The sequence below is a fragment of the Rhodoferax sp. P1_F3 genome (assembly GCF_056405715.1).
On record NZ_JBFUBO010000004.1, the window covers coordinates 30,733 to 48,712 of the forward strand.

20 protein-coding genes, 1 tRNA gene, 1 other RNA gene and 1 pseudogene are annotated in these 17,980 nt (G+C 61.8%); 12 read left to right on the forward strand and 11 right to left on the reverse strand.

The annotated features are described in order from the left end of the window. The first annotated feature begins 18 nt into the window (after positions 1-18). The 5 genes and pseudogenes from AC1DZ5_RS07875 to AC1DZ5_RS07895 all read left to right on the forward strand — a co-directional run. Entirely contained in the window at positions 19-354 is a 336-nt protein-coding gene (locus AC1DZ5_RS07875; RefSeq protein WP_477887784.1) for an integration host factor subunit alpha, read from the forward strand. Between the two features lie 102 nt (positions 355-456). After that, entirely contained in the window at positions 457-906 is a 450-nt protein-coding gene (locus AC1DZ5_RS07880; RefSeq protein ID WP_477887786.1) for a MerR family transcriptional regulator, read from the forward strand. Positions 907-944: 38 nt separating this feature from the next. Further along, positions 945-1,021 (forward strand) — tRNA-Pro (locus AC1DZ5_RS07885). 91 nt (positions 1,022-1,112) lie between these two features. Continuing rightward, positions 1,113-1,489: a transfer-messenger RNA gene (gene ssrA, locus AC1DZ5_RS07890) on the forward strand. A gap of 186 nt (positions 1,490-1,675) precedes the next feature. Next, positions 1,676-1,879: pseudogene (locus AC1DZ5_RS07895) on the forward strand (IS21 family transposase); the annotation flags it as partial. Between the two features lie 36 nt (positions 1,880-1,915). Here AC1DZ5_RS07895 and AC1DZ5_RS07900 read toward each other — a convergent pair. The 8 genes from AC1DZ5_RS07900 to AC1DZ5_RS07935 all read right to left on the reverse strand — a co-directional run bounded on the left by AC1DZ5_RS07900 (position 1,916) and on the right by AC1DZ5_RS07935 (position 7,555). Then, positions 1,916-2,632 (reverse strand): hypothetical protein, encoded by a 717-nt coding sequence (locus AC1DZ5_RS07900; protein WP_477887788.1) that lies wholly within the window; start codon positions 2,630-2,632, stop codon positions 1,916-1,918. A 97-nt stretch (positions 2,633-2,729) separates the two neighbouring features. Next, positions 2,730-3,344, reverse strand: coding sequence for a thymidine kinase (locus tag AC1DZ5_RS07905; protein WP_477887790.1), 615 nt, complete (start codon positions 3,342-3,344; stop codon positions 2,730-2,732). 17 nt (positions 3,345-3,361) lie between these two features. Beyond that, positions 3,362-4,240, reverse strand: coding sequence for a phosphatase PAP2 family protein (locus AC1DZ5_RS07910; RefSeq protein WP_477887792.1), 879 nt, complete (start codon positions 4,238-4,240; stop codon positions 3,362-3,364). A 44-nt stretch (positions 4,241-4,284) separates the two neighbouring features. Further along, positions 4,285-4,863 carry a hypothetical protein gene (locus tag AC1DZ5_RS07915; protein ID WP_477887794.1) on the reverse strand — a complete coding sequence of 193 codons (579 nt, stop codon included), beginning with the start codon at positions 4,861-4,863 and terminating at the stop codon, positions 4,285-4,287. Next, entirely contained in the window at positions 4,856-5,983 is a 1,128-nt protein-coding gene (locus AC1DZ5_RS07920) for an exonuclease domain-containing protein (protein WP_477887796.1), read from the reverse strand. The genes AC1DZ5_RS07915 and AC1DZ5_RS07920 overlap by 8 nt, the downstream gene beginning before the upstream one ends. Positions 5,984-5,989: 6 nt before the next feature. After that, positions 5,990-6,535, reverse strand: a complete 546-nt coding sequence (locus AC1DZ5_RS07925) for an NUDIX hydrolase (RefSeq protein ID WP_477887798.1) — start codon at positions 6,533-6,535, stop codon at positions 5,990-5,992. Between the two features lie 8 nt (positions 6,536-6,543). Next, entirely contained in the window at positions 6,544-7,239 is a 696-nt protein-coding gene (locus AC1DZ5_RS07930) for a fumarylacetoacetate hydrolase family protein (RefSeq protein ID WP_477887800.1), read from the reverse strand. A 13-nt stretch (positions 7,240-7,252) separates the two neighbouring features. After that, complete coding sequence (locus AC1DZ5_RS07935; RefSeq protein ID WP_477887802.1) at positions 7,253-7,555, reverse strand: antibiotic biosynthesis monooxygenase family protein; 303 nt, start codon at positions 7,553-7,555, stop codon at positions 7,253-7,255. A 72-nt stretch (positions 7,556-7,627) separates the two neighbouring features. Here AC1DZ5_RS07935 and maiA point away from each other — a divergent pair, with 72 nt between their 5' ends. Further along, positions 7,628-8,281 carry a maleylacetoacetate isomerase gene (gene maiA / locus AC1DZ5_RS07940; RefSeq protein ID WP_477887804.1) on the forward strand — a complete coding sequence of 218 codons (654 nt, stop codon included), beginning with the start codon at positions 7,628-7,630 and terminating at the stop codon, positions 8,279-8,281. Then, a complete protein-coding gene (gene pgeF, locus AC1DZ5_RS07945) occupies positions 8,278-9,075 on the forward strand; it encodes a peptidoglycan editing factor PgeF (RefSeq protein ID WP_477887806.1) in 798 nt (265 codons plus the stop codon). Before maiA ends, pgeF begins: the two co-directional genes overlap by 4 nt. Here the strand turns inward: pgeF and AC1DZ5_RS07950 are convergent. After that, complete coding sequence (locus AC1DZ5_RS07950) at positions 9,007-9,318, reverse strand: hypothetical protein (RefSeq protein ID WP_477887808.1); 312 nt, start codon at positions 9,316-9,318, stop codon at positions 9,007-9,009. The two genes, pgeF and AC1DZ5_RS07950, sit on opposite strands and share 69 nt — an antisense overlap. Before the next feature lie 93 nt (positions 9,319-9,411). Here AC1DZ5_RS07950 and phaC point away from each other — a divergent pair, with 93 nt between their 5' ends. From phaC to AC1DZ5_RS07975, 5 genes are all read left to right on the forward strand, one after another. Then, positions 9,412-11,145 carry a class I poly(R)-hydroxyalkanoic acid synthase gene (phaC, locus tag AC1DZ5_RS07955; RefSeq protein ID WP_477887810.1) on the forward strand — a complete coding sequence of 578 codons (1,734 nt, stop codon included), beginning with the start codon at positions 9,412-9,414 and terminating at the stop codon, positions 11,143-11,145. A gap of 34 nt (positions 11,146-11,179) precedes the next feature. Next, positions 11,180-12,358: an acetyl-CoA C-acetyltransferase gene (locus AC1DZ5_RS07960; protein WP_477887812.1), complete on the forward strand. Its 1,179-nt coding sequence runs from the start codon at positions 11,180-11,182 to the stop codon at positions 12,356-12,358. 86 nt (positions 12,359-12,444) lie between these two features. Further along, positions 12,445-13,182, forward strand: coding sequence for an acetoacetyl-CoA reductase (gene phbB, locus AC1DZ5_RS07965; protein WP_477887814.1), 738 nt, complete (start codon positions 12,445-12,447; stop codon positions 13,180-13,182). Between the two features lie 277 nt (positions 13,183-13,459). After that, positions 13,460-14,761, forward strand: a complete 1,302-nt coding sequence (locus tag AC1DZ5_RS07970) for an HD-GYP domain-containing protein (RefSeq protein ID WP_477887816.1) — start codon at positions 13,460-13,462, stop codon at positions 14,759-14,761. Further along, positions 14,758-17,175: a putative bifunctional diguanylate cyclase/phosphodiesterase gene (locus AC1DZ5_RS07975; protein WP_477887818.1), complete on the forward strand. Its 2,418-nt coding sequence runs from the start codon at positions 14,758-14,760 to the stop codon at positions 17,173-17,175. The genes AC1DZ5_RS07970 and AC1DZ5_RS07975 overlap by 4 nt, the downstream gene beginning before the upstream one ends. 219 nt (positions 17,176-17,394) lie before the next feature. Here the strand turns inward: AC1DZ5_RS07975 and AC1DZ5_RS07980 are convergent, their stop codons facing one another. Further along, on the reverse strand, positions 17,395-17,739 hold the full coding sequence (locus AC1DZ5_RS07980; RefSeq protein ID WP_310339409.1) for a cell division protein ZapA: 345 nt from the start codon (positions 17,737-17,739) through the stop codon (positions 17,395-17,397). Further along, a complete protein-coding gene (locus AC1DZ5_RS07985) occupies positions 17,736-17,960 on the reverse strand; it encodes a DUF904 domain-containing protein (protein WP_477887821.1) in 225 nt (74 codons plus the stop codon). Before AC1DZ5_RS07985 ends, AC1DZ5_RS07980 begins: the two co-directional genes overlap by 4 nt. Positions 17,961-17,980 lie beyond the last annotated feature (20 nt).

Here is a 17,980-nt window from a genome sequence, read left to right on the forward strand (position 1 = left end):
GAGAAGGTTCTAGCCACCATGGATTTTTCTGTTGAAAGCCTGGAAACGCCCGCGCTGACCAAAGCCCAGTTGGCCGACATGCTGTTCGAGCAAATCGGGTTGAACAAGCGCGAGTCCAAGGACATGATCGACGCGTTTTTTGACCTGATCGCGGCCAGCCTGGTGGATGGCACCGACGTGAAGATATCCGGCTTTGGCAACTTTCAGATCCGCACCAAGGCGCCCCGGCCAGGTCGCAACCCGCGCACGGGAGAGGCGATTCCGATCCAGGCACGCCGCGTGGTGACCTTCCACGCCAGCCACAAGCTCAAAGAGCAAATCCAGGACGAGAACAAAGTCACACCCGTGATTTAAGCCACAGTCCCGCCTTATTTTGTGGCGGTATCCATTTGGGCTTTGCACGTTAGGGAAAGTTAGAGTAACCTCTGCGCTTTGCCTCGTACAGCATTGATTTCAATGGAGAAAACGCTCCCCCCCATCCCCGCCAAACGCTATTTCACCATCGGTGAGGTGGGGGATTTGTGCGGCGTAAAACCCCACGTGCTACGGTATTGGGAGCAAGAATTCACGCAGCTGCGCCCTATGAAGCGCCGTGGCAACCGCCGCTACTACCAGCACCACGAGGTGTTGATGATCCGCCGGATCCGCGATTTGCTGTACGACCAGGGCTTCACCATCAGCGGCGCGCGCAACAAAATGCAGGAGCTGCTCCAAAGCGAGCGCGACAAGAAGCGCAATGGCGAGGTCATGCTGGAAGGTTTAGAGGTTGTCGAAGTCGACGACATGGACCTCGAAGACTTTGAAGACAGCCAGAGCATGGACAGCCTGGATGTGCCCGCAATGGAACTGATTCAACTCAAGCGCGAATTATTTGAAATTCGTGAACTTCTTGCCGAGGCAGCCTGAGAAACACCTGTAAGCCGGGTTATAATTTGAGGCTCGATCGGTGTGTGGCGCAGCCTGGTAGCGCACTTGCATGGGGTGCAAGGGGTCGAAGGTTCGAATCCTTTCACACCGACCAAAATTGACGAGGGTTAGCTGGAAATTCCAGCTAACCCTTTTGTCTTTGTGGGGGCTTGCAATTTGCAGAAGCCACCTAAAATAGAGTTTCAGGGGCTGCACTGGTTTCGACACGGGTTCGGACGCGCAGCAGGGCATGTCGAGCTGAATGCGCTCGTAAAACAGATTCAAACAAACTAACTGCAAACGACGAACGTTTCGCACTCGCTGCTTAATTGCTAGTGAGGCTCACAACAGCAAGCCGATAGGCTGGGCAAGGGTGGCGCAAGCCGTCCAGGCTGTGGGCTAATTTCATTCGGCTGGGCCTGCCTTGGGTAACTTAGGGTGGGTCAAGAAAATAGGTTGCTGGCGTCTTGCATAGCGTGCCACTGCGCGATGTAGGGAGCGAGATCCAAACCAGATGGCTACACATGTAGAACTGTTCGAAGAAGGCTTGTGGACGGGGGTTCAAATCCCCCCAGCTCCACCACTCCCAAGACCAAGGCCGTTTGCTGGCTTCCAGCAAACGGCCTTTTTCTTTGTTAAATCAACATCTCGAGTGAATTTGGCTTCCGCATTCATCCGATGCGGTGTGCGAACTTCCGACACAAGTTGGGGGAACAACGGGTTTGCTCCCCGTTGAAAACTGATCTGACGTTGGGCACTACGGGAACAAATGTCCATCCGCGAGATTTCCAGGCGTACAGGCCTGGCACACAACACCGCGAAGAAGTATTTGAGCTCAGAGGAAATTGAGCCTTGCTACCCCAGGCGGGTCAGCGCAAAGAAGCTGGACTCCTATGCCGAAAAGCTAACCGGCTGGCCGGAATTGGAGGCAACAAAATCTCGGAAACAGCGGCGCAATCTGAAGCAGATCTACACACACTGATTGCAGACGGATCGAACCAGTTCTTTTTTAAAGAACTAGCTGAATAAACTTCCATACAAACAGGGCCGCAGTTGCGCTTGTGACAAGGCCTAGTACCACAATCTCGGTGGCTTCGCCACTCATGGTTACAGCCTTTCGCAGTGCTGCACTAGAAGTGCTGTTTCGCATAAATTCGGGATACTCGAAATGCACTTGCCCCATGGAGAACACTTCCGGATCTCCAGCGCTCCATGGCACAGTCGGGTCTTTTCGGGCGTCCACTTTGGTATTGATGATCAAAGTCCAGTCATTAAGATGCCCCACCAATTCCATAGTGACATACTTGTATTCAGGTCCAAGTGAGGCTTGGCCGTTTATGGACCGTTGAATGATGAAGTCCTCAAGCACACCATGCCGTGGCTGCTTTATGTCGTTGCTCCAAGGGCCTTGTTCGCGGTTTGAGTATTCCACCAAGTTGGTTGCAACGATTCGTACTTTCTCTCGCAACAGCTCGTTCTGCTTGGCTTTGATGTTGGCCCAAGATGCCCTGCCGGCCTTAGAAAAATAGTGCCTGTGGCTGAGATATAAAAACACCAATAGCTGCACTACAAACACTCTTACCGGATCCAACTGCCCCGGCTCAATGCCCAGCAGTTTCTGCATCAGCTTTTCCACCGGTAGCTGCAGAAAATTTCCCGCCAGTATGACTGTGCAATATACCAACAGGTTGCGGCGGAAATTGCCCTCTATGTCATCGTTCAGCATCTATTCTTCTCCCAGTCACTTTTGCTCTGAATTGGTAGGGGCATCTGCTAGGCTAGGTCTGCCGCCCACCTTCTCCCTATTAAAAAGCCACTCACCATTACTGGTGAGCGGCATTTTTCTTGGCGCTTGCGAGAGCGAATTTGGCGCGCACAGGCTCGCTGTAGAAACAGCGCGCACAGACCTGCAAATAGCGGTTGTTGCCGCCGATCTCCACCTGTTCGCCTTCGCGCACGCGGTGGCCGTGGTCGTCCATGCGGATGTTCATGGTGGCCTTGCGGCCGCAGGCGCAGATGGTTTTGATTTCCTCGATGTCGTCGGCCAGCGTGAGCAGGTGTGCGGCGCCGGGGAACGGGTTGCCCTGAAAGTCGGAGCGCAGGCCGAAGCAGATGGTGGGAATACCGGCGGTGTGGGCCAGTTGGTGCAATTGGCGCACCTGGGCGGGTTGCAGAAACTGCGATTCGTCGATCAGCACGCAGGCCAGGTCTTTTCGGTCGCGTAGCAACGCCAAAAAATCGGTGTTCTCGTCAAATACATCGGCTTGCCGCTGCAGGCCCAGGCGCGACGCGATTCGGCCCTTGCCACTGCGGTCGTCAATGCCGGCGGTGAAGAGCTGCACGGTCTGGCCTTGCTCTTCGTAGTTGTAGGCGATTTGCAGCAAAGAGGTGGATTTGCCGGCATTCATTGCCGAGTAGCGAAAGAAGAGTTTTGCCATGGAGCGCAGTGGAAAAGTCAGGCGGTGCGGGCCGGGGTCAGGCGTGCTTGGCGCAGTAACCACGGTACCACCAGGGCCACAAACAGGCCACCTGCCCAGCCCTTGATCGCAGCCCATGGCAGGGGCCCCAGAGGCAGCAGCAGGCCTAGGGTTTTGAGCAGTTTCTGCTCGCCCCAGAACAGCGCAGCGCCCAGCAGGGCGGCGGCAACCACACGCACCGGGCCGATGGGGGCGGCAAAGCGCAGGTGCTGCCGGTCCCAGTGCAGGCAGGCCGAAGCGGTGGCCAGCCAAGTGGCCAGCATGGGTACGTAGTCGGGAGGCTGGCCGCCTGGCCAGGTCAGCAGGGCCAAGCCTGCAACAGCGGCGATAACACCCAATTGCACCGGCAAGGAGGTGTGCAGGCGTGTATGGCGATGGCGCACCCATTCAAACACCAGCAAGCTGGTGCCGCCCAGCCCGGCGCCTACCAGCACATCCTCCAGATCATGCACGCCTAGGTACAGGCGACTCAGGATCACGCCCAGCGCGATGGCGATGCACAGTCCCCACACCCAGGCGCGTCGTACCTCCCAGGCCAGCCAGAGCCACAACGTGACTGCCAATTGCGCATGGGCACTGGGCAGGCCATAGCTGGCTCCCACCAGGTCGTCCAGGCGCAACTCCAGCGGTGGGCGTGGGTCCTGGAACAGGTCTTTGACGTAGGCGTTGAGCAGGGCGTTGGCCGTCACCAAAATCAGCAGGCGAAAGAACCGCTCCTTGTTCCAGACCCAATAGCCAATCGACATGAAGAACATGAGAAAGGTGGCATAGCCCAGCCATGACAACCCAAGAGCGAGCTGGGTGAGGGCAGGGCTGCGCAGCGGCAGCACCCACTGCAGGTTGTGTAGAAAATCCAAGTTTGCTCCTATTTTTATAGCTTCTTGCGCAATGTCCACGGGGGCTAGGCCCCTGTTTTATCCTCAAATAAGGCGACGGCGTTCTGTGCGACCTGCAGCGTGTCGTAATAGGCATACGCGCCCACACTGACCGCGCCCAGCAGTGGCACAAAGCGCGATGCGCCCTTGCGCAGCGCCGCCACGGCCAGCATGCCGCCCAGCTTTTGCGCCAGGGTCTGCAGCACCTTGACGGTGGTGGGGCGTACCACCACGCGCTCGCCCATGCGCACCGCGATGTCGCGAAACAGCTGGGCCGACAGCTGCTTGAACAGGCAGTACAGCAGGTGTTCGCGCCCCAGGGTGTGGTGCTGGCCGTAGACCGCGGCGATGTCGGCCACCATCTGCGCCTGTAGCCTCCACACGCCCACCATTTCAGGCAGTACGGTGACCCAGCCCAGCCAGCCGGGCGGCAGCGAGAGCGAGCCCGCCAGCAGGCTGGCCTTGCGCGCGGTGGCCCGGGCAATGGCATGGGCGCGCTCGGCGGGGTGCTGCTGCGTGGGCTCGTCGCTGGCGGGCACCTGCACCACCAGCTCCAGAATGGCGTCGGCCATCTGCGCGCGCAAGGGCAGGCTGCGTTTAGCCATGGGCATTCTCCAGGGGGAAGACCGTGCTGTCGCGGCCCATGGGGGGGGCCAGGCGTTTGGCCAGCACGCGGTAGGTTTCCAGGTCAAACGCCAGCGCTTGCCGGCTCTGGCGCACATCGTCCAGGTCCTCGGCAGAGTGCACGGTGGCCACATGGCACCACTGGTCAAACACATGGACATCGGTGCGGCCGGTGCGTGCGTGGTGCTCGCGGATACCGATGCGCCCCGTGTGCGGCCAGCCTTGCAGGGTTTGCTGCACCAGTTCTACCTGGGCCTTTTTGCTGGACTTGCGGTTGTGCAGCGGCTTGAGTTCCTTGACCAGGCGCGTTTGCAGCAGCAGGGCACCCAGCTCACCGGCGGTGTCATGCCATTCGATGCGGCGAATCTCTTGCGCAATGCGCGCCTCGCGCGCCACCTTGGCCGCGCTCTGGAAGTGGGCCAGCACGCGGGTACGCATGTTCACGCTCTTGCCCACATACAGCGGCGTGCGGCCTTCGCCGTAGAACAGGTAGACGCCGGGAGTGTCGGGGATGTCTTCCACCGGTGTTTCCAGCTGCGGTGGCACGCTGGTGCCGCCCATCAGCAGGGCGGTGGCTTCGCGTTGCACCACGTCAGCGCCCAGTTCACTCTCTGCCAGTTGCAGCCATTGCAGCACCACCTCCACATCACCCATGGCGCGGTGCCGGGCCAGCGTGCGCAGGCCGTGGCGCTGCATGATGGCATCCAGCCCGTGGCTCTTGTGCTGTGGGTACAGCCGGCGCGACAGGCGCACGGTGCACAGCGTCTTGACCTTGAGCGGCTTCTCCAGCCGGGCCAGTTCGTGCACCACAAAGCCGTGGTCAAAACCCACGTTATGGGCCACGAACACGGCGCCGTCCAACAACTCCAGCAGCCGGGGGGCCACTTGGGCAAACGTGGGCGCGTCTTCCACCATGGCATCGGTGATGCCGGTCAGGCTCTGGATGAAGGAGGGGATGGAAACGCCGGGGTTCACCAGCGTGCTCCAGCGCGCCACTTCCACGCCCCCCTCCACGCGCACTGCGGCAATCTCGGTGATGCGGTCGTGCACCGCGCTGCCCCCGGTCGTTTCCAGGTCCAGCATGACAAAGCAGGGCAGCATGGCAGGCTAGACGATGTCGACCGTGTGGATGCCGTAGTGGCCGGTGCGCCGGTCGGCAAAGTAGCGTTCCAGCGTTTCCTTGACGGTGCGAAAGGCGATCTCATCCCAGGGAATTTCGTCCTCGGTAAACAGCCGGGCCTCGATGGTCTCGGTGCCGGGGTTGAACTGGTCGCTGGTCAGTCGGGCGCGGTAGAACAGGTGCACTTGCCCCACACGCGCCACGTTCAGCAGCGTGAACAGGCCTTCCATCTCAAACTGCGCACCGGCTTCTTCATCGGTTTCGCGCGCGGCACCTTCGGCCGTGGTCTCGTTGAGTTCCATAAAGCCCGCGGGCAGCGTCCACTTGCCAAAGCGAGGTTCGATATTGCGCTTGCACAGCAGCACTTGGTCGCCCCAGTGCGGCACTGTGCCCACCACGTTCAGCGGGTTCTCGTAGTGGATGGTGCTGCAGGCCGGGCAGACGGCGCGCTCTTTGGTGTCGCCGTCATCGGGCACGCGGTAGACCACCGCAGTGCCGCATTGTTTGCAATGTTGGATGGGGGGGCGCAGCATGAGGCAGCTCAGACCAGCTGCACGTGCAGGGGCTGCAGCCCCTCCACGCTGGCCAGCAATACATCGCCGCGTACCACGGCGCCCACGCCTTCGGGTGTGCCGGTGAAGATCAGGTCGCCGGGCTGCAGCGTCCAGGCGGCGGACAGTTGCTCGATGGTCTCGGCAATGTTCCAGATCAGCTTGGCAATGGTGCTGCGCTGGCGGTCTTGCCCATTCACCTGCAGCGCAATGGCCGCGCTGTGGATGGCGGGCACCTGGGCCGCAGGGGTGATGGGGCCGATGGGCGCGGAGAAGTCAAAGCCCTTGCCAATGCACCAGGGGCGGCCCTGTTTCTTCATCTCGTTTTGCAGGTCGCGCCGTGTCATGTCCAGGCCCACGGCGTAGCCGTAAATGTGCTGGTGTGCGTCGGCCGCGGCAATGTTGGCGCCGCCCTTGCCAATGGCCACCACCAGTTCCACCTCGTGGTGCAGGTTGTTGGTCAGCGTGGGGTAGGGCATGGCCACGGTCTGGCCAGCTTCGGCTACCAGGGCCGCGTCGGCCGGCTTCATGAAGAAGAAGGGCGCCTCACGGCCGGTGTGGCCCATTTCCTTGGCGTGCTCTTCGTAGTTGCGGCCCACGCAGTACATGCGGTGGATGGGGAAGCGTGCCGACTCGCCCACCACGGGGATGGAGGAAATGGCGGGAGGCGTGACAACAAAGCTCATGGCGCGTGTCCTCTTAAACCGACTTCACCACCAGGTCAAAGTGCTCCACCACGGGCGGTGTGGCAAAGAAAGGGCCCACGATAGCGCGCCACTGGGGAAACAGCTCGCCTTCGCGGAAGCCGATGGTGTGGTCTTCCAGCGTGCTCCAGAAGATTTGCAGGATGTAGCGTTCGGGGCTCTCGATACCCTTGTTCACTTTGTAGCCCTGGAAACCCTTGGCCTTGGAGATGACGTCGCGCAGGCCGCGGGCAATGGCTTCGTCAAAGGCGGCGTTTTGGCCGGGGTGGATGCGGATATCGGCAAGTTCCAGAATCATGGGGGCTCCAGGCGGGGAAATGTCAGGGTGAGGGTCTCCAATGGTAACGGCTTCGGGTTTATCCTCACGGGCATGAAGCTGTACAACTACTGCCGATCGTCCGCCTCGTTCCGGGTGCGCATCGCGCTCAACCTCAAGGGCCTGCCGTTTGACTACATCCCCGTGCACCTGGTGCGCGGCGAGCAGCTGCAGGATGCGCACCGCGCCCGCTCGCCCGACGCGCTAGTGCCGGTGCTGGAGGTGGATGGCCACACGCTCAGCCAGTCCATGGCCATCATCGACTATTTGGAAGAAACCCGCCCCAAGCCACCGCTGCTGCCCGCCAGCGCGCTGGGCCGCGCCCACGTGCGTGCGCTGGCCCAGACCATTGCCTGCGAGATCCACCCACTCAACAACCTGCGCGTGCTCAAGTACCTGACGGGCACCCTGCAGTGCGACGAGGACGAAAAAACCACCTGGTACCGCCACTGGGTGCGCCAGGGCCTGCTGGCGTTTGAGCGCCAACTGGACGCACTGGACGCCCAGGGCCTGCGCCCCACGGCCTTTTGCTATGGCGATGCGCCCACGCTGGCCGACTGCCTGCTGGTGCCACAAATCTTCAACGCCCGCCGCTTTGACACCGACCTGAGCGGCCTGCCCAAGACCATGGCCGCGTTTGACGCCTGCATGGCGCTGCCCGCGTTTGACGCAGCCCAGCCCAGCCGTTGCCCGGACTTCACGCCATGAACCTGCCAGCCGATTGGCTGGTGCCTGACTGGCCTGCGCCTGCCGGGGTGAAGGCGTTGTGCACCACGCGCAGTGGCGGGCAGTCCCGCCCGCCCTATGACCAGCTGAACCTGGGCACGCACGTGGGTGACGACCTGGCGGATGTGCTGGCCAACCGCACCGTGCTGCAGCGCGCGCTGGGCGTGCGGCCGGTGTTTCTGGAACAGGTGCATGGCACGCAGGTGCAAGTGTTGGCAACCCATACCACCGATGGAACCCACGCCGACGCCTGCCTGACCATGCAACCCGGCATAGCCTGCACCATCATGGTGGCGGACTGCCTGCCCATCTTGCTGTGTGACGCCAGCGGAAGTTGGGTGGCAGCAGCCCACGCGGGCTGGCGGGGTTTGGCCGGGCAGGGCGGTGTGGGCGTGGTAGAGAGCACGCGGGCTGCAGTTTATGCACAAAAAAGTGCTCTAGCCCCCGTGGAATATGCGCCAGCAGCTCCTGAAACCATAGCATGGCTGGGGCCGTGCATCGGTCCCACGGCGTTTGAGGTGGGCGATGAGGTGCGTCAGGCGTTTGTGGATACGCATGCCCAGGCGTCCGAATATTTCCAGGCCTTGGGCGGGGGTAAATGGCTGGCCAACCTGTCGGCCCTGGCGCGCCAGCGGCTGCAGGTAGCGGGTGTGAAAGCGGTCTATGGCAACGACGGCAGCCAGCCCTGGTGCACCGTCAGCAATCCCTCACGCTTCTTTTCGCACCGGCGCGACCGCGTTAGCGGGCGTTTCGCTGCCTGCGTCTGGCTGGGCTGACGCTGCTGCGGCTGCCGCCGCTGCGTGGGCGGCGATAGCCGCCTCGCGTTCGGCCATCTCCCGGGTCCGGCGCTTGCGATTGCGCGCGGGCGTGCCCATGAAATACACCATCAGCGTCGTAGGCAGCAGGCCGTAGAGGATGAAGGTGACGATGGCGCCCAGCACGGTGCCGGTGGTATTGGTGGCTTCGGCCACGCTCATCATGAGGGCGACATAGAGCCAGGCGATGGGAACGATGTACATAGAGTTTCAATTTGCGTTATGTCAGGATAACGCAGCCGCAGGACTGCCATACTTGGGCGTTAGACTAGAGACACTAAAACCCGAGGTGACGGCGTGACCCAACCCAATTCCGACTTTTTGGCCCAGGCAACGCAACAATTTCAGCAGGCATTTACCCAGAGCTGGTCCAAGGCGCTGGAATCCTTCCAGGGCATGGACCTGGGATCCGCTGGCGCGGGCTTTCCCGCCATGGCCGAGAAAGCACCCGAAATCCACTTTGCCCCCGAAAAACTGCAGGAACTGCAACAGCAGTACCTGCAAGATGCCATGGGCTTGTTCAGCCAGGGGCTGGCCCACCCCACCCAGGCCCCCGCCAACACCGACCGCCGCTTTGCCGCGCCCGCCTGGGGTGACAACCCCGTGGCCGCCTACGCCGCGGCGGTCTACCTGCTGAACGCCCGCACGCTCATGGGCTTAGCCGAGGCCGTGGACGCTGATGCCAAGACCAAGAGCCGCATCCGCTTTGCGATAGAGCAGTGGATGGCCGCCGCCGCGCCCAGCAACTTTTTGGCCTTCAATGCCGAGGCGCAGAAAAAAGCCATCGAGACCAAGGGCGAGAGCATTGCCAAAGGCATGAAGAACCTGGTGCACGACATCCAGCAGGGCCATGTGTCCATGACGGACGAAAGCCTGTTCGAGGTCGGCAAGAACGTGGCCACCACCGAAGGCGCGGTGGTGTTTGAGAACGAGCTGTTCCAGCTCATTGAATACAAGCCGCTGACTGCCAAGGTGTATGAGAAGCCATTTTTGCTGGTGCCCCCGTGCATCAACAAGTTCTACATCCTGGACCTGCAGCCCGAGAACTCGCTGATCCGCTACGCGGTGGATCAGGGCCATCGCACCTTTGTGGTGAGCTGGCGCAACCCCGACACTACGCTGGCCAACAAGACCTGGGACGACTACATCGAGCATGCGGTGATCCGCGCCATTGGCGTGGCCAAAGACATCAGCGGCTCGCCCACCATCAACGCGCTGGGCTTTTGCGTGGGCGGCACCATGCTGGGCACCGCGCTGGGCGTGCTGGCTGCGCGGGGCGAAAAGCCTGTGGATAGCGCCACCTTCCTCACCACCTTCCTCGATTTTTCGGACACCGGCATTCTGGACGTGTTCATTGACGAGGCTTTCGTCAAATACCGCGAAGGCGAATTCGGCAAGGGCGGCCTGATGAAGGGCCAGGACTTGGCCAGTACTTTCAGCTTTTTGCGCCCCAACGACCTGGTGTGGAATTACGTGGTGGGCAACTACCTGAAAGGCGAAACCCCACCGCCGTTTGACCTGCTGTACTGGAACAGCGACAGCACCAACCTGCCGGGCCCCTGGTATGCCTGGTACCTGCGCAACACCTACCTGGAAAACAACCTGGTCAAGCCTGGCAAGCTCACCGTCTGTGGCGAGAAGCTGGACCTGCGCCAGTTGGATATTCCGGTCTACATCTACGGCTCGCGCGAAGACCACATCGTGCCGATTGGCGGGGCCTATGCCTCCACCCAGGTGTTGCCCGGCAAGAAGCGTTTTGTGCAGGGTGCGTCGGGCCACATTGCCGGCGTGATCAACCCGCCGTCCAAGAACAAACGCAGCCACTGGATACGTGCCGACGGCAAATTGCCCAAGACGCATGCGCAGTGGCTGGAGGGTGCAACCGAGCATGCCGGCAGCTGGTGGACCGACTGGTCCCAGTGGCTCAAGGGCCATGCTGGCAAGCAAATTGCTGCGCCCAAAACCTATGGCAAAGGCAAGTACAAAGCCATCGAGGCAGCTCCCGGGCGCTACGTTCAAGCCAAGGCTTGAGAATTTCTGGTTGATTAAATAAAGGAGACACCTTATGGAAGACATCGTTATCGTTGCTGCAGCTCGCACCGCCGTAGGCAAATTTGGTGGCTCTCTCGCCAAAACTCCCGCCACCGAGTTGGGCAGCATCGTCATCAAGAGCCTGCTGGAGCGCAGCGGCCTGCCCGTGGACGCCGTGGGCGAAGTGATCCTGGGCCAGGTGCTGGCTGCCGGTGTGGGCCAGAACCCCGCGCGCCAGGCCGGCATCAAGTCCGGCCTCGCCAAGGAAACCCCCGCGCTGACCATCAACGCCGTGTGCGGCTCCGGTCTCAAGGCCGTGATGCTGGCAGCCCAGTCCGTGGCTTGGGGCGACAGCGAGATTGTGATTGCCGGTGGCCAGGAAAACATGAGCGCTTCGCCCCACGTGCTGCTGGGCAGCCGCGACGGCCAGCGCATGGGCGACTGGAAGATGGTCGACACCATGATCACCGACGGCCTGTGGGACGTGTACAACCAGTACCACATGGGCATCACCGCTGAGAACGTGGCCAAGGCCAATGGCATCACCCGCGAACAGCAGGATGCGCTGGCGCTGGGCAGCCAGCAAAAGGCCGCCGCGGCACAAGAGGCTGGCAAGTTCAAGACCGAAATTGTTCCGGTCTCCATCCCCCAGCGCAAGGGCGACCCCATCGTGTTCGATGCGGATGAGTTCATCAACAAGAAAACCAATGCCGAGGCCTTGGCTGGCCTGCGTCCTGCGTTTGACAAGGCAGGCAGCGTGACCGCGGGCAATGCCTCTGGCATCAACGACGGTGCTGCCGGCGTGGTGGTCATGACGGCCAAGAAGGCCGCGGCTCTGGGCCTGACACCCTTGGCCCGCATCGTCAGCTTTGGCACCACCGGTCTGGACCCCGCCCTCATGGGCCTGGGCCCCGTGTCCGCCACCCAGCGTGCCTTGGCCCGCGCCGGTTGGAAGGCGCAGGACGTGGACCTGTTTGAACTGAACGAAGCGTTTGCCGCGCAGGCCTGCGCCGTCAACAAGCTGCTGGACATCGACCCTGCCAAGGTGAACGTGAACGGTGGCGCCATCGCCATCGGTCACCCCATCGGCGCGTCCGGTGCCCGCATCCTGGTGACGCTGCTGCACGAAATGCAGCGCAGCGGCGCCAAGAAGGGCGTGGCCTCGCTGTGCATTGGTGGCGGCATGGGCGTCGCCCTGGCGGTCGAGCGTTAAATAGGTTTTAGGCTGCTAGCTGGCATGGAATATGCGCTGGCAGCTCTTGTTTTTATAGCAGTTGAATTTAAAAAGAGGACACAAAAATGACACAAAAAGTAGCGTACGTCACCGGCGGCATGGGCGGCATCGGAACCGCCATCTGCCAGCGCCTGCACAAAGAAGGCTTCAAGGTTATCGCCGGCTGCGGCCCCACGCGCGATTTCACCAAGTGGCTGGATGAGCAAAAGGCGCTGGGCTACACCTTCTACGCTTCGGTGGGCAATGTGGGCGCGTGGGAGTCCACCGTCGAAGCGTTCAGCAAGACCAAGGCCGAACACGGCACGATTGACGTACTGGTGAACAACGCCGGTATCACCAAGGACCGCATGTTCCTGAAGATGACGCGCGAAGACTGGGATTCGGTGATCGAAACCAACCTCAACTCCATGTTCAACGTCACCAAGCAAGTGGTGGCCGACATGGTTGAAAAAGGCTGGGGCCGCATCATCAATATCTCGTCGGTGAATGGTGAAAAAGGCCAGGCCGGTCAAACCAACTACTCGGCGGCCAAAGCCGGCATGCACGGTTTCTCCATGGCCCTGGCCCAAGAGCTGGCCACCAAAGGCGTGACGGTGAACACCGTCAGCCCCGGCTACATCGGCACCGACATGGTCAAGGCCATCCGAGAAGATGTGTTGGCCAAGATTGTGGCCACCGTGCCCGTCAAGCGCTTGGGTGAACCCTCCGAGATCGCCTCCATCATTGCCTGGCTGGCATCGGAAGAAGGTGGTTATGCCACTGGTGCCGACTTCTCGGTCAATGGTGGTCTGCACATGGGCTGATGCCCGTTGTTGCCGGCCCTGTGCCGGCGATGCAAAAGAGCCCGCAGAAGCGGGCTCTTTTGCATCCTGATGGCGGCTTAGGTGCCTATCTCTAGCGTGGATGTGTTTCACTGTGGTGGATATGCCAAAACCGCATTCCCCTGTGACGGTTCTCCCTCCTGGCGTGGGGTATGCTCGAGTCAGCTTGACCGCTGTCAAGAAAGTGGGTCCGCAGTGCGGATCCGGCCTGTCACCAACGTGGGGCTGACGGGCCCAAGGCGATAGCAACCAACACAATATGAACACAGAAGAGTCCGTTTGGGTAGATACCAAACTGCTGCGCGTCGGCTTGTATGTCGAGCTGGACGTGGGCTGGATGTCGCATCCGTTTCCCACGGGTAGCTTCAAGATTTCTTCACAAAAGCAAATCGACACCATCCGGGAACTGGGGCAAGTGCGCGTGCGCTATGTGCCTTCTAAGAGCGATCCTGAAGCACTCGCTGGCTTCAATGGAACCCCCACCGCCGCGGCTGCCGCCCTGTCGGCGGCTACCGAAGAGCGCTTGCAAGCGGCATTGCGTGACAAGGAGCAACGCCGCTTGCGTGCCCTTGCCGTCTCGGCCCAAGAGCGCAGCCTGGTGGTGTGCGAGCGCCGGTTTGGCGAATCCGTGCGCCTATACCGCAAGGCGCTGGACCAGGTGCAGACCCAGCCCAAAGTGATGGCCGAGCAGTGCCACGCCATGGTCAATTCCTATGTCACCGAGCTGCTCGAAGACGGGGAGGCGTCGATCCGCCTGCTGTCCGAGGCCGCGGGCGACAAATCGTCCATGCACCCAGTCAACGTGACCATTGTCTGCTTGCTGCTGGGCAAGGCCATGGGCCTGCCGCACAGTGACATGCTGGACTTGGGCCTGGCCGCGTTTTTGCATGACATTGGCAAGGTCAAAGTGCCGGACCGCGTGCGTTGGGTGGAAGAGAACTTCTCGTCCGTCGAGTACCGTATGTACCAGGAGCACGTGGCCCAGGGCGCCTTGCTGGCCAAGGCCATGGAGCTGAGCCCAGGTGCCCAAAACGCCATGGTGCAGCACCACGAGCTGGTGGACGGCAGTGGTTTTCCGGCCCGCATCAAGGGCGATGCCATGTCCGTGGCCGGGCGCATCCTGGCATTGGTCAACCGCTACGACAACCTTTGCAACCCCAGCCGCCCGGGTGCCGCGCTCACGCCACACGAAGCGCTGTCCCTGATTTTTGCGCAGCTGAAAACCCGGTTTGATGCTGCTGCGCTGAGCGCTTTTATCCGCATGATGGGCGTGTACCCGCCGGGTTCGGTGGTGCAGCTGATTGATGATCGCTATGCCATCGTGGTGTCGGTCAACTCGGCGCGGCCGCTGAAGCCACGCGTTATCGTGCACGACCCCAGCGTGCCCAAGCAAGAGGCGCTGATCCTGGACCTGGAGCACGCGCCCCACCTGGGCATCCGCCGCAGCCTCAAGCCCTCGGCTTTGCCCGCGTCGGCGCAGGACTACCTGGCACCGCGGCAGCGCATCTGCTATTTCTTTGAACAGGCGACGGACCCCGAATCACCGGAACCGACTGCATGACAGTCCACGCTTGGGCAAGCTTGTTGGAGGGCATGCTCGAAGCGGTCTGGTTGGTCGACCCCAAGAGCCTGCGCATTCTGGCAGTCAACCAGACTGCGGCTTCGTTGGTGGGCCTGCCTGTCGCTTCTCTCGTGGGGCTGCCAGCCATTGACCTGACCGCCACCCCCGAAGACATGTTTTTCTGGGAAGACGTGGCCGCCGGCGTGGCCCACAACATCCATTCCAACACGCTGCTGCGCGGTGCCGATGGCGACGCTATTCCCGTAGAGCGCAAGGTCAGCCGTGTGTGGCTGCAGGACGATGAGCCGGTGTACGTGGTGGGCCTGCGCGACATGCGCCCCCAAAAGCATGCCGAAGACGAACTGGAACGGCGCCTGGCCGAGTTGCGCGCCACGCTGGAGTCCACCGGCGACGGCATTCTGGTGACCGACCTGCAAGGCCAGGTGCGCAACTACAACCGCCGCTTTGCTGAACTTTGGCGCCTGCCTGTGGCACTGCAGGAGACGGCCGACCCACAAGCCCTGGACAGCCACATGGCGCAGATGCTTCAGGACACTGGCGTTGTGCAGCCCTTGCCGGTCAATGGCGGCACCGGGCGGGCGGACGTGCTGCGCCTGACCGATGGCAAGACGCTGGAGCGCGTCAGCGTGCCGCAGACTAGCCACCACCAGGTGCAAGGGCAGGTGTACTCGTTTCGCGATATTTCCGCCCGCGTGGCTGCTGAAGGGCAGCTGCGCCTGGCGGCCAAGGTGTTCGAGTCCAGCCCCGATGCGGTGTTCATCACCGACGCGGCGTTTGCCGTGGTGCAGGCCAACCCGCGCTGCCTTCAGTTAACCGGAGCCTACACGGGGTATTTGCTGGGCACGTCTGCCCAACTGCTGTTCCATGACCCCGAGCGTCCCGAGCTGTTTGCAGATATCAACATGGCGCTGCTGGCCCACGGCATGTGGACCGGTGAGGTCTGGCGCACGGTGGGCGATGCCTCGGTCGCCGTGGAAGTGTCGTGGGTGGCACTGACGGATGCGCAGGGCGCCATCGTCAACACCGTTGGGCATTTCAAGGACATGACGGAGCGCCTGGAAGCACAGCGCCGTATCGAAAAACTGGCCTACCGCGACGTGCTGACGGGCCTGCCGAATCGCCTGTTGCTGGCCCAGCGTGTGGATTTTTCGCTGCGCTTGGCCGAGCGCGGCGGCGGCACCTTTGCCGTGATGTTCATTGATCTGGACCGCTTTAAGAACATCAACGATTCGCTGGGTCATGCGTTTGGCGACCGTGTGCTGATCGAGGTGGCCGAGCGCATCCTGCGCTGCATGCGCGATGTGGACACGCTGAGTCGCATGGGGGGTGACGAGTTCGTAGCGTTTTTGCAGGATGCCGATGCGCTGGGCGCCGAGGTGGCCGCACGCCGCATTCTGGACGCGATGGCCCAGCCGTTTTTGGTGGACGAGATGAACTTCTCGCTGGGCTGCAGTATTGGCATTGCCATGTACCCGGCCGATGGCCGCTCGCTGGACGACCTGATTAAGTGTGCCGACACGGCCATGTACCGCGTGAAAGAGCGCGGCCGCGGCAACTTCCGCTTCTACCAGCCGCAAATGAATGTGGACCTGCTGTCACGCATGAAGCTGGACCATGCCATGCGCCGCGCCATGGAGTCGGGCCTGTACCGCCTGCACTACCAGCCCCAGGTGGCGCTGGATGATGGCCGTCTGCTGGGCGCTGAAGCCCTGGTGCGCTGGACCGACCCGGAGCTCGGCAATGTCTCGCCCGGTACCTTCATTCCGCTGGCCGAAGAGTCCGGGTTCATCATCGCCATTGGCAGCTGGGTCATGCAGGAGGCCGTGCGCCAAGCCGCGAAATGGCAGCGCGCGGGCCGGCCGCTGGTGGTGTCGGTCAACGTGTCGGCCCTGCAGTTCCAGCAGCCCGATTTTGTGGAGCGTGTGGCAGGCTGCATTGCCGATGCGGAACTGAACCCTGCGCTGCTGGAGTTGGAGCTGACCGAATCCATCCTGGTGCAAGACGCCAACGAGGCGCTGACCCGCCTGCATGCACTGGCCGGGCTGGGCGTGAGTCTGGCGATTGACGACTTTGGCACCGGCTATTCCAGCTTGGCCTACCTGAAGAAATTCCCTATTTCCAAGCTCAAGATCGACCGCACCTTCGTCATGGGCCTGCCCGAAGACGAGAGTGACCGCGCCATTGTGGGCGCCACAGTGGCCATGGCACGGGCGCTCAAGCTTTCGGTGGTGGCGGAAGGGGTGGAGACCGAGGCGCAGCGCGAGTACCTGAGTGCACTGCAGTGCGCATCGTTCCAAGGGTTTTTGTGCTCACCGGGCTTGCCTGTGGCTGAATTTGAAGCCTTGGCTGCACAGCTGACGCCGCCGCCCAAGCTGGGCGCCCTGGGCTTTTGAGCGGGATGAATAAGGTGTCTGCGGTGTGATCCACCAGACCGTCACCCTAAACCGAAGTTTAGGTGGGCGAGGTCAGCACCGGCTTTGGGTTCATCTGACGCGAGATGATCACGCTAGCAAGGCAATGTTCCAAGCCCGGGCTCAATGAGCATTGGTTCAGGAAATATAAAGCCCGGCAGCACCGCAGACAGTTGCAATTGTAGGCCTTGGCGGCCCGGTTTAGAGCAAACGGCCGTCTTCGCCGAGTGCGGCGTCCAGGCGTTCCAGCAGGGAGCTGAGCAGCAGTTGGCCGTCACCCGCATGGTCGGCCGAAGTGGCCGCAGGGCTGGGTGATGTGGCAGCTGCGGCAACCGCCGCAGCTGCAGGGCGTTCCGACAGGTCAAAGGCCAGGTTCAGCGCGGCCAGCACGGCAATGCGGTCCCGTGCGCGCACCTTGCCTGCGTCGCGAATTTTGCACATCGCGGTGTCTACACGTTCCACGGCTTCCAGCAGGCGGGCATCGCCACCTTCCGGGCAGCCCAGCAGGTAGCTCTGCCCCATGATTTGAACTTCTAGCTGTTTCATGTCGCGTCTTTTTGCGTGGCCAGGGTGTCGGGCAGCCGTTCCAGCAGGGCATCCACGCGGGCACGCGCGGCGCCCAGGCGGGACTTCAGAGCATCCCGCTCAGTGGTCAGCGTTTCCACCTGGGCTGCCAGCAGGGCGTTGGTGCGCCGTAGCTCCTCGTAGCGCACCAGCAGGCGTTCCACGCGCTCGGCAATTTGGTCGATGGGGGTCTGGTTCGACATAGAAGCCGCATTGTAGGGTG

What these genes read in the sequence shown, in the direction of transcription:
- AC1DZ5_RS07905 (WP_477887790.1), bottom strand. Translation starts at nt 3,344, where the DNA reads ATGGCAAAACTCTTCTTTCGCTACTCGGCAATGAATGCCGGCAAATCC.
- AC1DZ5_RS07930 (WP_477887800.1), bottom strand. Translation starts at nt 7,239, where the DNA reads ATGAGCTTTGTTGTCACGCCTCCCGCCATTTCCTCCATCCCCGTGGTG.
- AC1DZ5_RS07875 (WP_477887784.1), top strand. Translation starts at nt 19, where the DNA reads ATGGATTTTTCTGTTGAAAGCCTGGAAACGCCCGCGCTGACCAAAGCC.
- AC1DZ5_RS07950 (WP_477887808.1), bottom strand. Translation starts at nt 9,318, where the DNA reads ATGTACATCGTTCCCATCGCCTGGCTCTATGTCGCCCTCATGATGAGC.
- AC1DZ5_RS07980 (WP_310339409.1), bottom strand. Translation starts at nt 17,739, where the DNA reads ATGAAACAGCTAGAAGTTCAAATCATGGGGCAGAGCTACCTGCTGGGC.
- AC1DZ5_RS07985 (WP_477887821.1), bottom strand. Translation starts at nt 17,960, where the DNA reads ATGTCGAACCAGACCCCCATCGACCAAATTGCCGAGCGCGTGGAACGC.
- AC1DZ5_RS07960 (WP_477887812.1), top strand. Translation starts at nt 11,180, where the DNA reads ATGGAAGACATCGTTATCGTTGCTGCAGCTCGCACCGCCGTAGGCAAA.
- AC1DZ5_RS07880 (WP_477887786.1), top strand. Translation starts at nt 457, where the DNA reads ATGGAGAAAACGCTCCCCCCCATCCCCGCCAAACGCTATTTCACCATC.
- phbB (WP_477887814.1), top strand. Translation starts at nt 12,445, where the DNA reads ATGACACAAAAAGTAGCGTACGTCACCGGCGGCATGGGCGGCATCGGA.
- AC1DZ5_RS07970 (WP_477887816.1), top strand. Translation starts at nt 13,460, where the DNA reads ATGAACACAGAAGAGTCCGTTTGGGTAGATACCAAACTGCTGCGCGTC.
- AC1DZ5_RS07975 (WP_477887818.1), top strand. Translation starts at nt 14,758, where the DNA reads ATGACAGTCCACGCTTGGGCAAGCTTGTTGGAGGGCATGCTCGAAGCG.
- pgeF (WP_477887806.1), top strand. Translation starts at nt 8,278, where the DNA reads ATGAACCTGCCAGCCGATTGGCTGGTGCCTGACTGGCCTGCGCCTGCC.
- AC1DZ5_RS07935 (WP_477887802.1), bottom strand. Translation starts at nt 7,555, where the DNA reads ATGATTCTGGAACTTGCCGATATCCGCATCCACCCCGGCCAAAACGCC.
- AC1DZ5_RS07915 (WP_477887794.1), bottom strand. Translation starts at nt 4,863, where the DNA reads ATGGCTAAACGCAGCCTGCCCTTGCGCGCGCAGATGGCCGACGCCATT.
- AC1DZ5_RS07900 (WP_477887788.1), bottom strand. Translation starts at nt 2,632, where the DNA reads ATGCTGAACGATGACATAGAGGGCAATTTCCGCCGCAACCTGTTGGTA.
- AC1DZ5_RS07920 (WP_477887796.1), bottom strand. Translation starts at nt 5,983, where the DNA reads ATGCTGCCCTGCTTTGTCATGCTGGACCTGGAAACGACCGGGGGCAGC.
- maiA (WP_477887804.1), top strand. Translation starts at nt 7,628, where the DNA reads ATGAAGCTGTACAACTACTGCCGATCGTCCGCCTCGTTCCGGGTGCGC.
- AC1DZ5_RS07925 (WP_477887798.1), bottom strand. Translation starts at nt 6,535, where the DNA reads ATGCTGCGCCCCCCCATCCAACATTGCAAACAATGCGGCACTGCGGTG.